Annotated in this window: 12 protein-coding genes; 6 read left to right on the forward strand and 6 right to left on the reverse strand. The window is 62.6% G+C overall.

Annotation, left to right across the window (positions count from 1 at the left end; translation table 11 throughout):
- Positions 1-4 precede the first annotated feature (4 nt).
- From LDZ28_RS01940 to LDZ28_RS01950, 3 genes are all read right to left on the reverse strand, one after another.
- The gene (locus tag LDZ28_RS01940) at positions 5-1,090 is read right to left on the reverse strand and encodes a PhoH family protein (RefSeq protein ID WP_244827062.1); all 1,086 of its coding nucleotides are present in this window, start codon (positions 1,088-1,090) and stop codon (positions 5-7) included.
- 21 nt (positions 1,091-1,111) lie between these two features.
- Positions 1,112-2,491: a tRNA (N6-isopentenyl adenosine(37)-C2)-methylthiotransferase MiaB gene (miaB, locus tag LDZ28_RS01945; protein ID WP_244827063.1), complete on the reverse strand. Its 1,380-nt coding sequence runs from the start codon at positions 2,489-2,491 to the stop codon at positions 1,112-1,114.
- A 121-nt stretch (positions 2,492-2,612) separates the two neighbouring features.
- Entirely contained in the window at positions 2,613-3,584 is a 972-nt protein-coding gene (locus LDZ28_RS01950; protein WP_370652118.1) for a LysR family transcriptional regulator, read from the reverse strand.
- A gap of 103 nt (positions 3,585-3,687) precedes the next feature.
- On the opposite strand from LDZ28_RS01950, the gene LDZ28_RS01955 reads away from it, so the two are divergent.
- Positions 3,688-4,065: an extradiol dioxygenase gene (locus tag LDZ28_RS01955; protein ID WP_244827065.1), complete on the forward strand. Its 378-nt coding sequence runs from the start codon at positions 3,688-3,690 to the stop codon at positions 4,063-4,065.
- Between the two features lie 19 nt (positions 4,066-4,084).
- Complete coding sequence (locus tag LDZ28_RS01960) at positions 4,085-5,266, forward strand: MFS transporter (protein WP_244827066.1); 1,182 nt, start codon at positions 4,085-4,087, stop codon at positions 5,264-5,266.
- Here the strand turns inward: LDZ28_RS01960 and glpK are convergent.
- Entirely contained in the window at positions 5,263-6,759 is a 1,497-nt protein-coding gene (glpK, locus tag LDZ28_RS01965; RefSeq protein WP_244827067.1) for a glycerol kinase GlpK, read from the reverse strand. The two genes, LDZ28_RS01960 and glpK, sit on opposite strands and share 4 nt — an antisense overlap.
- Before the next feature lie 261 nt (positions 6,760-7,020).
- Between glpK and LDZ28_RS01970 the strand changes: the two genes are divergently transcribed.
- Positions 7,021-7,395, forward strand: a complete 375-nt coding sequence (locus LDZ28_RS01970; RefSeq protein WP_244827068.1) for a hypothetical protein — start codon at positions 7,021-7,023, stop codon at positions 7,393-7,395.
- A 48-nt stretch (positions 7,396-7,443) separates the two neighbouring features.
- Here LDZ28_RS01970 and LDZ28_RS01975 read toward each other — a convergent pair whose 3' ends face one another.
- Positions 7,444-7,641 (reverse strand): hypothetical protein, encoded by a 198-nt coding sequence (locus LDZ28_RS01975; RefSeq protein ID WP_244827069.1) that lies wholly within the window; start codon positions 7,639-7,641, stop codon positions 7,444-7,446.
- Positions 7,642-8,084: 443 nt separating this feature from the next.
- On the opposite strand from LDZ28_RS01975, the gene ggt reads away from it, so the two are divergent.
- The 3 genes from ggt (at position 8,085) to LDZ28_RS01990 (ending at position 11,457) form a co-directional block, all read left to right on the forward strand.
- Positions 8,085-9,722 carry a gamma-glutamyltransferase gene (gene ggt, locus LDZ28_RS01980; protein ID WP_244827070.1) on the forward strand — a complete coding sequence of 546 codons (1,638 nt, stop codon included), beginning with the start codon at positions 8,085-8,087 and terminating at the stop codon, positions 9,720-9,722.
- Positions 9,723-10,053: 331 nt separating this feature from the next.
- Positions 10,054-10,878 (forward strand): ferritin-like domain-containing protein, encoded by an 825-nt coding sequence (locus LDZ28_RS01985; RefSeq protein WP_244827071.1) that lies wholly within the window; start codon positions 10,054-10,056, stop codon positions 10,876-10,878.
- Between the two features lie 66 nt (positions 10,879-10,944).
- Complete coding sequence (locus LDZ28_RS01990) at positions 10,945-11,457, forward strand: hypothetical protein (protein WP_244827072.1); 513 nt, start codon at positions 10,945-10,947, stop codon at positions 11,455-11,457.
- 17 nt (positions 11,458-11,474) lie between these two features.
- Here the strand turns inward: LDZ28_RS01990 and LDZ28_RS01995 are convergent, their stop codons facing one another.
- Positions 11,475-13,067, reverse strand: a complete 1,593-nt coding sequence (locus LDZ28_RS01995; protein WP_244827073.1) for a DEAD/DEAH box helicase — start codon at positions 13,065-13,067, stop codon at positions 11,475-11,477.
- Positions 13,068-13,196 lie beyond the last annotated feature (129 nt).

Below are 13,196 nucleotides of genomic sequence, written 5' to 3' on the forward strand. Positions count from 1 at the left end.
GACTTCACTCGGACCTTTGCCGCGCTTCCGCGATTGCCGCATCTTTCTGCGATTGCGCGTCGTAAGCCTCGACGATGCGCGCGACCAGCGGATGGCGCACCACGTCCGCCGACGTGAAGTGCGTGATCGCGATGCCACGCACTTCCGCCAGCACATGCTGCGCTTCGATCAGGCCGCTCTTGTGTCCGCGCGGCAAATCGACCTGCGTGGTGTCGCCGGTTACGACCGCCTTCGAGCCGAAGCCGATACGCGTGAGGAACATCTTCATCTGTTCGGGCGTGGTGTTTTGCGCCTCGTCGAGAATGATGAACGCGTGGTTCAGCGTGCGCCCGCGCATGTAGGCGAGCGGCGCGATTTCGATCATCTGGCGCTCGAACATCTTGGCGGTCTTGTCGAAGCCGAGCAGGTCGTAGAGCGCGTCGTAGAGCGGGCGCAGATACGGATCGACCTTTTGCGCGAGGTCGCCCGGCAGGAAGCCGAGCCGCTCGCCCGCTTCCACGGCGGGTCGCGTAAGCACGATGCGCTTGACCTGATCGCGTTCGAGCGCGTCCACCGCGCACGCGACCGCGAGATAAGTCTTGCCCGTGCCCGCCGGCCCGATGCCGAAGGTCACGTCGTGCGCGATGATCTGCTTCAGATAATCGCGTTGCGCGGGCGTGCGGCCGCGCAAATCGGCGCGGCGCGTGTAGAGCTTGGGACCGTGGTCTTCTTCGTCGCCCAGGTCGATGGTGGCGCTGGGTTCGTCGAAGGGATGGTCCGGATCGCCGCGAAAACGCGGATCGATCGGCGTTTCTTCTTCCTTCGCCTTCGCGCGGCGCGTTGCGTGGCGCGCTTCGACCAGCGCGAGCTGGATGTCGTCCACCGAGAGCGGATCGCGCGCGCGGTTGTAGAAGTTTTCGAGCGCGGTAAGCGCGACCTTTGCGCCACGGCCGCGAATGGCGATCTTGTGGCCGCGCCGCGAAAGCGTCACGTCGAGCGCCTGCTCGATTTGCCGCAGGTTCTCGTCGAGCGGACCGCAGAGGTTGGCGAGCCGCGCGTTGTCATCGCGCGGAGCGGTAAATTCCAGATGCTGCTGAGGAGCGTTCTTCAAGGCGAAGTGGGTGTCCTTAACTTAGTTGGCCAACTCGGGCGTCGCCGCCGTATCCGGCGCGAGCACCAGCGCGCCGCGCAACGAGTGCGGGTACGCGTGATTGATCTCGACGTCGATCATTTGGCCGATCAGGCGCTTGTGAGCCGAAAGCGGCGCCGGGAAATTGACCACGCGATTGTTCTGCGTGCGTCCGGCGAGCTCGCTCGGGTCCTTGCGCGACGGGCCTTCCACGAGAATACGCTGCACCGAGCCGAGCATGGAATTGCTGATCTTGACGACGTTTTCCTCGATAGTCGCCTGCAAATGTTGCAAGCGCTTGAGCTTGACTTCGCGCGGCGTGTCGTCGTGCAGATTCGCGGCGGGCGTGCCGGGACGCGGGCTGTAGATGAACGAGAAACTCGTGTCGTAGCTCATCTCGTGAATGAGCGCCATCATCTTGTTGAAATCGTCTTCGGTTTCGCCGGGGAAGCCGACGATGAAATCCGTCGACAGCGAAAGGTCCGGGCGAATGGCGCGCAGCTTGCGGATCACCGATTTGTATTCGAGCACGGTATAGCCGCGCTTCATCGCCATGAGAATGCGGTCGGAACCATGCTGCACCGGCAAATGCAAATGGCTCACGAGCTTCGGCACCTTGGCGTAGGTATCGATGAGGCGCTGCGTGAATTCCTTCGGATGCGACGTCGTATAGCGAATGCGCTCGATGCCCGGCACTTCCGCGACATACTCGATGAGCGTGGCGAAGTCGGCGATTTCCTGCGAACCGAGCGTCAGCGCGCCGCGATAAGCGTTCACGTTCTGGCCGAGCAGCGTGACTTCGCGCACGCCCTGGTCGGCCAGGCCGGCGATTTCGGTGAGCACGTCGTCGAGCGGGCGCGAGACTTCCTCGCCGCGCGTGTAGGGCACGACGCAATAGCTGCAATACTTGCTGCAGCCTTCCATGATCGATACGAACGCGCTCGGGCCTTCGACGCGCGCGGGCGGCAGGTGATCGAACTTTTCGATTTCCGGAAACGAGATGTCCACCTGCGCGCGGCCGGTCGAGCGGCGCTTGTCGATCATGGCGGGCAGGCGATGCAGCGTTTGCGGACCGAACACGAGATCCACGTAAGGTGCGCGCGAAACGATGGACGCGCCTTCCTGGCTCGCGACACAACCGCCTACGCCGATCAGCAGATTCGGGTTTGCTTCCTTCAATTCGCGCACGCGGCCGAGGTCGGAAAACACTTTTTCCTGGGCCTTCTCGCGCACCGAGCACGTGTTGAACAGGATGACGTCCGCATCTTCAGGCGTGTCGGTCTTGACGAGCCCTTCCGCCGCGCCGAGCACGTCGACCATCTTGTCGGAGTCGTACTCGTTCATCTGGCAGCCGAAGGTCTTTACATATACTTTCTTGGTCATGAATGGTCGCCGGTCGCAGTGGTTAACCTGGGGGCGCTAAAAGAGATTGAGAGGGTTTTGCGCGTGAGTTGCCGCGCTTTTGCAGCAATCTGCACGGCTTCTACTTGTAATTAGGCCGATATTATAGCTCTGGCGACCAATCCTGACGAAGCCCGACGCGCTCGGGCGGATACGCCAGATCGCCAAGCAGTTCGCCCGTGGTCGTCTCGAAGCGTTCGATCAGAAAATCCAGCAGCACGCGCACGCGCGGCGCCATATATCGATTGGCGTGGAAGAGCCCGTGTACGGGCGCTTCGTGCGTGCACCAGTCGGGCAGAATCAACTGCAGCGCGCCCGAGCGCACGTCGGCGGCAATGTCCCAGATCGACTGATGCGCGATGCCATGTCCCGCCAGCGCCCATGCGCGCGCGATTGCGCCGTCGTTGGTTTCCCAGGCATTGGCGACGGGCAAGGTGTAGGAATAGCGCTCCTCGCCGCGCACGAAAGCCAGTTCGTTGAGGGTTCCCGCAGCGGTGAAAATCACGACGAAGTGGTGCCCGGTGAGTTCGGCGGGCGTTTGCGGCACGCCTTTGCGCGCGAGATAGTTCGGCGACGCGCACAGCACGCGCCGGTTCGGCGCCAGCGAGCGTGCCGCGAGCCCGCTGTCCGGCGGCGCGCCGAAGCGAATCGCCAGATCGATTTCCTCCTGCAGCAGATTCGACACCGAGTCCGACAGCGTGAGCGCGAAGCTCACGTCCGGATGCAGGCGGCTGAAGTCGTCGAGCCAGCCGCGCAGCATGTGCCGGCCGAAATCCGACGTCGCGGAAATGCGGACTTTGCCGCGCACGCGATTTTGCCCCGCTTGCAGCGCCGCTTCGGCGTCGTCGATAGCCTGCAGCGCGATACGGCAATGCTGCAAGTACAGCCGCCCTTCGTCCGTCAGGCGCAATTGGCGCGTGGTGCGCTCGAAGAGCCGCGCGTGCAGCGCTTTTTCCAGCTTGATGAGCCGCGCGCTCGCCGCCGCTGGCGACAAGCCGAGTTTGCGTCCCGCCGCCGACAGGCTGCCGAGCGTGGCGGCTTCGGTGAAAAGGCGCATGTCGCCAAGCCGATCCATTGTCATCTTCAAATCCGGTTTGACAATGATTCAAAGGCTAGCCCAATTATCAACGGCGCGCCATGCGGTCACAATCCGTCCAACTCGTTTCAGGTTCAACGCCATGCAACTCGATCACGTGACTATCGTCGCGCCGGACTGCGATTCGATGATGCGTTTCTTCATCGATGTCGCCGGTATGTCGGTGGGTCCGCGACCGCCATTCGGTGTGAGCGGCTACTGGCTGTATCTCGGCGCGCGGCCGGCCGTGCATCTGATCGCGACGGGCGATGCGTCTGTCGCCGCGCACCCCGATGCGACGCGCATCGACCATCTCGCGCTGCGTATCGACGACGAAGCCGAGTGGCGCACGCTCATCGACCGTCTCGACTGTCGCGGCTACGCCTATCGGATCGCGGAAGTGCCGCTTGCGCGCGAACGTCAGCTTTTCGTGCGGTTTGCGCCGGGCGTGGTCGTCGAGTTCGTGACCGCGCGCCATTGATCTATTTCGGAGCATGACCATGCCTTTACCTCTTCTCGCGCTGGCGATCAGCGCGTTCGCCATCGGCACGACCGAGTTCGTCATCATGGGCTTGCTGCCCAATGTCGCACGCGATCTTTCCGTGTCGATTCCATCGGCAGGGCTGCTCGTCACGGGCTATGCGCTCGGCGTGGCGGTCGGCGCGCCGCTGCTCGCCGTGCTTACGAGCAAAATGCCGCGCAAGCTCGCGCTGCAATTGCTGATGCTCGTGTTTATCGTCGGCAACGTGTTTTGCGCGCTCGCACCGAACTACGGTTTGCTGATGATCGCGCGCGTCGTGACCTCGTTCGCGCACGGTTCGTTCTTCGGCATCGGCGCGGTGGTCGCGGCGTCGCTCGTGCCCGCCGACAAACGCGCGAGCGCCATTGCGCTCATGTTCACCGGCCTCACGCTCGCGAACGTGCTGGGCGTGCCGTTCGGGACGTTCGTCGGTCAGGAACTGGGCTGGCGCGCGACGTTCTGGATCGTCGCCGGTCTCGGCTTGCTGTCCGCGCTCGGCGTGACCGCGCTCGTGCCGAATCGTCACGATGCGGCACCAAGCGGACTCGGCCGCGAAGTACGCGTGTTGCGCGACCCGCAGGTCTGGCTCGCGCTGACGATGACCGTGCTCGGCTTCGGCGGCGTGTTCGTCGTGTTCACGTATATCGCGCCGATTCTCGAACAGGTCGGCGGCTTCTCGCCGCGCGGCGTGACGCTCGTGCTCGTGCTGTTCGGCATCGGGCTTACGGTCGGCAATACGATTGGCGGCAAGCTCGCGGACCGCGCGTTGATGCCTTCGCTGATGGGCATTTTGCTGGCGCTTGCCATCGTGATGGCCGTGTTCGCAAAGACGAGCCACAGTCAGGTCGGCGCGATCGTGACGATCTTCGTCTGGGGCATCGCGGCGTTCGCGACGGTGCCGCCGTTGCAGACACGCGTGGTCGAGAAGGCGAAGGACGCGCCCAATCTTGCTTCGACGTTGAACATCGGCGCGTTCAATATCGGCAATGCGGGTGGCGCCTGGCTCGGCGGCGCGGTATTGATGCATGGTTATGGGCTCGATGTGTTGCCTTGGGCGGCGGCGATGGTCGCAGTGGCCGCTCTTGGGGTGACGTGGTTCGCGGCGCGCTTCGATGCGCCGCAGGTCAGGTCGGGGGTGAAGGCGGCGGATTCGAATGCTTAACCATCCGCCCACGCCTTCGCCGCCTTCACCGCCCGCTGCCATCCCGCGAGAGACGCCTCGACATCGGCGGCGGGCATCGTCGGTGTGAACTGCCGCTCGAGTTGCCACTGCGATTTCAGCTCGTCGATGTCCTTCCAATATCCGACCGCGAGCCCCGCGAGATAAGCCGCGCCAAGCGCGGTCGTTTCGGCGATGCGCGGTCGCACCGCATCCACACCCAGGATGTCCGCCTGAAACTGCATCAACAGATCGTTGGCGCAAGCTCCGCCATCCACCCGCAATTGGGCGATGCGTATGCCCGAATCCGCTTCCATCGCGCGCAAGACATCGACCGATTGATAAGCGATCGAATCCAGCGCCGCCCGCGCGATATGGGCGGAAGTCGTCCCGCGCGTCACGCCGAACAGTGTGCCGCGAGCCCGCGCGTTCCAGTGCGGCGCGCCCAAGCCAGCGAAAGCGGGCACGAGATACACGCCATCGCTATGCGGCACGCCGCGCGCAAGGGCTTCGACGTCACTCGCGCGGCGAATCAGACCCAACCCGTCGCGCAGCCATTGCACGACCGCGCCCGCAATAAAAATACTGCCTTCGAGCGCATAGTTCACCGTATCGCCGATTTGCCAGGCAATCGTCGTCACGAGATTGTTGCTCGACTCGATCGGCGTTTCGCCCGTGTTCATCACGAGGAAGCAGCCGGTGCCGTAAGTGTTCTTCACCATGCCGGTATCGATACACATCTGGCCGAACAACGCGGCATGCTGGTCGCCGGCAATGGACGCGAGTGGAAGATCGGCCGCGAACACGGTGCCCTCTGTCGTGCCATACACCTCAGATGAACTGCGTACTTCCGGCAGCATGCTGCGCGGTATCTCGAATGCATCGAGCAGTTCGTCGTCCCAGCGGCGCGCGTGGATGTCGAACAGCATGGTGCGCGACGCATTGGTGATGTCGGTGACATGCAAACCGCGCCGCGTGAAATTCCACACAAGCCAGCTATCCACCGTGCCGAACGCGAGCCGTCCCTGCTTCGCCTTGTCGCGCGCGCCTTCGACGTTATCGAGAATCCAGCGGATCTTGCTCGCCGAGAAATACGCGTCGATGGGCAACCCCGTCTTCGCGCGCACCATGGCTTCGAGCCCGCGCGCCTTGAATTCGTCACACAGCGAGGCCGTGCGCCGGTCCTGCCAGACGATCGCGTTATAGATCGGCTTTCCCGTTTCCCGATCCCACACGATGGTCGTTTCGCGCTGATTCGTGATGCCCACCGCCGCAATCGACGACGCGCTCAAACCCGCCCGCGTCACGGCTTCGGCGGCGACGCCCGCCTGAGTCGACCAGATTTCCTGCGGATCGTGCTCGACCCAGCCCGCTTGCGGATAAATCTGCTGAAACTCCTTCTGCGCCACCGAAACGACATTGCCATTCCTGTCGAACAGCATGGCCCGCGAACTGGTCGTGCCCTGGTCGAGCGCGAGGACGTACTGATCCTGCATGGTCATCTCCCGAAAGTGCACGGATCGGCGTGCTTGTGAAATCGAGCGATGCCGTGCGAGGTCTGCATGCGCAATCTATCGGACGCGCGGCGTGCGTACAACCTGGCCGGATGGCATAGGCCGTTAGCACATAGCGCCGTAAGGAGCCGTTCGCGCCAAGGAAACCGTAAGAATGCCTATGCCATTTGGCCGAGTGGCGCGAACTCGCGGTTCGTCCGATACTGGCAACTCGAAATCGGGCAACGGGTGAATGCAATGCGAATGCGGGTTCTGTCAGGCGTGCTGGGCGTGGCCGTGCTGGCCGGCTGTGTAGCGACGCCGAATATCGACGGATCGAGCGGTGCGCCGTCGTTCAGCGCGTTGCAGGAAATGTGCGGGACCACGCAGGTGGACTACGGCGGGGACGCGCCGTCCGTCTACACGGCGTTCTTCGACGCTTACGTGGCGCAACGGCGCGGCGGGTTATCGAAGGATCGCTATTGCGCGTTTCAGGGGACGATCGCCGCGCGCTACGGCGTATATCGCGCGAATCCGGGGCCGGAGGCGCAAAGTGCGTGGGCCAGCTTCTTTCTGGACCAGCGGGCGCAGGCTTTGAGTTGGCGCGCGGCAGTCGACCCGACGCTGCGCGCAGGATAGGACGCGGCGCAGATAAGTCCGCGTCCGAAATCGCTTCGGAAGCGAAGGCTAGGAGAACCGCTTGAATGCCTTGATGGTGGAGTCGCCGGTTGCGGTAAGGCGCCATTGTTGTCGGCCCGAAGCCAGGTTCTCGAGTTGAACGAGTTGACGTTCGAGCAATGCATCGAGTTCATCGCGTTCCATGTCGACCTGATTGGGCTCTTCCTGAACCAGCAGCAGCGTGGCGAATTCGTGCGGACTCAGCATTCGTGTTCTCCATTAAGACCGAACGGCAAGTCGACCGGCTTTGTGAGCCGGGTCTCTTTGCTTCTAAGCGTTTATTTGGAAGACTTCAATCTGCCGGGCAGTCGCGTTGTCGTGTGCTGCGTTTGCCGGGAATTCGGATTGTAGGCAAGCGTCTGAAGAGTGCCAAACTCCCGGTGAAAATTTTGGCTTTGACATTTCCTCGTCGCGCAAGCGGGTCCCAAGTCAGCCGAACTTGAAGAAATTACTTGAAGGTTTTGCCGCACTGCAAACACGCCAAAACAGGTTTATTCAGCGCCATGCCATTGACTCATCAATTGCGGCGACAAATGAATTTGCTTTGAATTAAGCAGACAATGCACCATTTGTTCTTTTGAACTGTCGGCTGATCGACGCGGCAAGCCGTCAGACCAGATCGGCTCGCTGTTAATCCGGACATCAATCACATGACTCGTTTCAACTGGCAGAACCCTTATCCGACACCGCGCTTGCCGGTTTTTGCGCGCAATATCGTTTCGACGTCGCATCCGCTGGCCGCTCAAGCTGGTTTGCGCATGCTCTGGAAGGGCGGTAACGCCGTGGACGCGGCCATCGCCGCAGCGGCCGCTATCACGGTCGTCGAGCCGGTTTCATGCGGGCTCGGCGGCGACGCGTTCGCGCTGGTCTGGGATGGCAACCAATTGCATGGACTGAACGCTTCGGGCGTGGCGCCAGCGGCCTGGAACGTGGACTACTTCCGCAACAAATACGGCGAAGAGAACGGTCTTGCCCGTCAGCCCAAACGCGGCTGGGACGCGGTGACGGTGCCCGGCGTCATCGCCGGATGGGAAGCGCTTCACGCGAAGTTCGGTTCGCTGCCATTTGCCGATTTGATGGAACCGGCCATCGAAATCGCGGAGCGCGGACACGCGGTGGCCAGCATCGTCGCCTATAAATGGGCGGCCGCCGTGCCTGAACTGAAAGATCAGCCAGGTTTCGCGGATGTCTTCATGCCGCGTGGACGCGCGCCCGAAATCAGCGAACTCGTGCGTTTTCCCGGCCATGCGAACACGTTGCGACGGCTCGCGGACCACGGCCCGCGCGCGTTTTACGAAGGCGAAAGCGCCGAGCGCATCGCTGCGTTTTCGCGGCAGGGCGGCGGCGCCATGACCATGGACGATCTCCGAAATTACCGCGCCGAGTGGGTCGAGCCGATTCAGAAGGATTATCGCGGCTACACCGTGCACGAGATTCCGCCGAACGGACAGGGAATCGCGGCGCTTATCGCGCTTGGCATCCTCGACAAGTTCGATGTCCGCGCACTGACCGTCGACCGCATCGAGTCGCAGCATCTGCAGATCGAGGCGATGAAACTCGCGTTCGCGGATGTATATCGCTATGTCGCCGATCCGCGCTCGATGGAAGTCACGCCCGAGCAAATGCTCGACGACGCCTACCTCACGGAACGCGCCAAGCTGATCGATCCGAACAAGGCAAGGCATTTCGACTTCGGCATGCCGAAAGCGGGCGGCACCATCTACATGTCGGTCGCCGACGAGCGCGGCATGATGGTGAGCTTCATTCAATCGAACTACATGGGTTTTGGCTCGGGCGTGGTCGTGCCGGATACGGGCATCTCGCTGCAAAACCGCGGTTGCGGGTTCTCGATGGACCCGAAGTCAGCGAACGTGGTCGAGGGCGGCAAGCGGCCGTTCCACACGATCATTCCTGCGTTCCTCACGCAAGAAGTGGATGGCCAGCGCGAGGCCGTCATGAGCTTCGGTGTGATGGGCGGCGACATGCAGCCGCAAGGACATCTGCAGTCGATCGTGCGCATGCTCGACTACGGTCAACAGCCTCAGGCCGCCTGTGACGCGCCGCGCTGGAAGGTGAATCACGATTTCACGATCGATATTGAAGCGACACTCGACCTCGAAACGGCCCGCGCGCTCGAAGGGCTCGGCCACACCATCAAGTCGGTCGACGATCCATACATGGATTTCGGCTCGGGACAATACATCTGGAAGCTGGATCGCCACGATCCAGAGCGTGGTTACGTTGCCGCAAGCGACAGTCGACGCGACGGGCTTGCGGCCGGCTTCTGAGCATGCACGCGCCGGCAGCTGATCACGGCGGCAGGCGCGTCGTCGACGCCAAATCGCGCAACCTCCCTTGGCGGCACATTTCGTGCTCCTTCGTGCGCCAGCCGTTCTTGCGCATCGACTCGTAAGAATTTGACATAGACGGAACTGCGCTGATGCAGCGCAAGTCTGTCCCCATGTCTGCAAATTCATTGCAGGACGGCTAAGATGGAAAAACAAGCCGTTAAGACGCGAAGTTGAAGTCGCCCGAGCCGAATGGTTCGCGGCGTCGCCTGAACCTCGGCCCGCTCTTGTTGGCCGATGGCGCGTTCAGTCCATCCAGGGAGCGCGATACATGCACACCGATAGTACCCATGTGATGCCGTGGCGCATCGAAGACATCGATCTCAACCGGATCGATCGTCAGAAGGCGGCATCCAACGAACATCTTCTTTTGCTGTTGTGCGCATGCTCATTCATCGAGAGCGGCACGGATCTCTACACGAGCAATCTCAGCAAGTATTTTCACGACGACCCCGAGATTTCGGCGTGGCTGAACGACGAATGGGAGCCCGAAGAAATGCAGCACGGCCGGGCGCTCAAAACTTACATCAACCACATCTGGCCGGAATTCGACTGGGACCGGGCTTTCAAGAGCTTCTTCGACGAGTACTCGCTAACGTGTTCCTACGAAGCGTTCGAGAAAAAGCGTGCGCTCGAAATGGTGGCGCGGTGTGTTGTCGAAACGGGCACGGCCACGCTGTATCGCGCGATCAACGACTGCTCGGACGAGCCGGTGTTGAAGGAGATCACCGACAACATCCGCACCGACGAAGTGCGCCACTACAAGCACTTTTTCCGCTTCTTCAAGAAGTGGAACAAGATCGAAGGCAACGGGCGTCTCGCCGTGCTTGGCGCGTTGATCCGTCGCGTGATGGAACTGAAGAGCGAAGACTCGGAGATCGCGCTACGGCACGTGTTTGCGGTGCGTTATCCCGAGCGCGTCAAGGACTCGAGCTATAACCGCGAACTGTTCGCGCAGGTGAACGCGCTCGTGCGGCGCAATCTTTCGGCGGATCAGTGCATCAAGATGCTACTGAAGCCGCTCGATCTGCCCGCGCGTATTCAGCCGGGCGTTCACTATCCGCTTGCCAAGATCACGCAGTTGTTTTTCCGCTGATCTGGACGATGCCCGCTCAGGTTCATGCGGGCATTCGGTGGATCTGCCATTCAAGTCATTTCCCCCATGACCGATGCCACGCCGCGTCAGGCCGAACTCTCGTCGCAAACGCCTTTCGATGAATGGCCGCCTGAACTCAGGACGCTCTTCGATGGCACGCTGACCGGCGCGCCCGTCGGCTTCACGGCGTCGCTATGTGCCGTCGACAGCGGCGGGCGCGTCCGCACCGCGCTCCTAAGTGCGGGCGAGCTGCTCGCGCCCGACGCGCGCACGCTCGTGTTCGCGTTGTGGCCCGGCTCGCGTACCGCGCAGGCGATCGCCGCGAGCGGGCGCGCGACCATCGCCTTCGTATTCGACGAAGCGTTCTTTCAGGTTCAACTGGATACGCGCCGCGTGGTGCTCGACGATGTCCCGCTCGCATGCTTTGTCGCCACGATCGAAAGCGGCGAAGCGCAACGTGTCGCCTATGCGCGTTTGAAGAGCGGGATTACGTTCGAACTGACGGAGACCGAGAGCGTGCTCACGCGCTGGCGTGAGCAGCTCGACTGGCTGAAGCGGGCAGCGAGCGCTGCCGCCTGAAACACATCTACGAATACTTAACGTCCGCGGCCGCCCGAGCGCATGCCGTCGCGCCGCGCGCCGCCGCTGTCGCTGCGCGCCTTGCCACCGAGCAGCGCGCCGGGATTACCGGCCTTTGCGTTCGGATTCGCCGCGCGTGCCGCATCCGGACGGCGCGTTGCCGCGCCTGCATTGGCGTTGGGAGCGGCGGGCTTCGCGCCGGCAGGCTTGGGACCGCGTGCATCGCGGCCATCGCGTGAATTCGCCGCTTGCGATCCGCCGTTGCGATTACCGTTCGCCGGCTTGCCACTGCCGCGCGCTTCGCCAGATGCCGCGCCGCTTGCACGGCCGCCATCGCGTCGCGCTTCGCCGCCACCGCGCTTCGCTTCGCCTTCGCGTCGCGGGGCGCTGCTGCGCTTCGCTTCGCCGCCTTCACGCGGACCGCCGCGCCCTTGGCTGCGGCGCTGAATCGGTTCGGGACGGGCATCCGGGTCCGGCTCGAAGCCGGGAATCACTTCCTGCGGAATCGAGCGCTTGATCAGACGCTCGATGTCCTTCAGCAACTGAAGCTCGTCCACACAGACGAGCGATACCGCTTCGCCATCCGCGCCCGCGCGACCCGTGCGGCCGATACGGTGCACGTAATCTTCCGGCACGTTCGGCAAATCGAAGTTGACCACGTGCGGCAACTGATCGATATCGATACCGCGCGCCGCGATGTCGGTGGCGACGAGCACCTGCAAGGTCTGATCCTTGAACTCGGCCAGCGCACGCGTACGCGCCGACTGACTCTTGTTGCCGTGAATCGCAAGCGCGCTAATGCCGTCCTTGCCCAATTGCTCGGCAAGCCGGTTCGCGCCGTGCTTCGTGCGCGTGAACACGAGCACCTGGAACCAGTTGTTCGTGCGGATCAGATGCGTGAGCATCTCGCGCTTTCGGTCGCGATCCACCGGATAAATCTTTTGTTCGATACGCTCGGCCGTCGTATTGCGGCGCGCGACTTCGATCAGCGCGGGCGAATCGAGCAGGCTGTCGGCCAGCGCCTTGATTTCATCCGAGAAAGTAGCCGAGAAAAGCAGGTTCTGACGCTTCGCGGGCAGGCGCGCGAGCACGCGCTTGATGTCGTGAATGAAGCCCATGTCGAGCATGCGGTCGGCTTCGTCGAGCACGAGAATCTCGAGCTGCGACACGTCGATGGTCTTCTGCTGCATGTGATCGAGCAAACGTCCCGGCGTTGCCACGACGATATCGACGCCGCGCTTCAACGCGTCGATCTGCGGGTTGATGCCCACTCCGCCGAACATCACGGTCGACTTGAGCTTCAGATATTTGCCGTAAGCGCGCACGCTTTCCTCGACCTGCGCGGCGAGTTCGCGCGTCGGCGTGAGGATGAGCGCGCGGATCGGACGCTTCGTTCCGGCGGCAGCGGGCGCCAGTTGCGAAAGACGTTGCAGGATCGGCAGCGTGAAGCCGGCGGTCTTGCCCGTGCCGGTCTGCGCGCCCGCCAGGAGATCGCCGCCCTTCAGAACGGCGGGGATGGCCTGGAGCTGGATCGGGGTCGGGACGGTGTAGCCCAGTTCGTTGACAGCGCGTAGCAGAGGTTCGGACAGGCCGAGTGAATCAAAGGACATAAGGGATTTTCGAATTCGTTGTGTCGAACGGCGTGCATGCGAATGACGTTGCGGCGAACCGTGGTTCTGCCGGTTGCGCGCATGTGCGACGCTCGGAAAAAAATCGGGCGGCTTGCCATCGAGCGTTCA

This window comes from Caballeronia sp. TF1N1, from assembly GCF_022878925.1.
Taxonomy (GTDB): Bacteria; Pseudomonadota; Gammaproteobacteria; order Burkholderiales; family Burkholderiaceae; genus Caballeronia.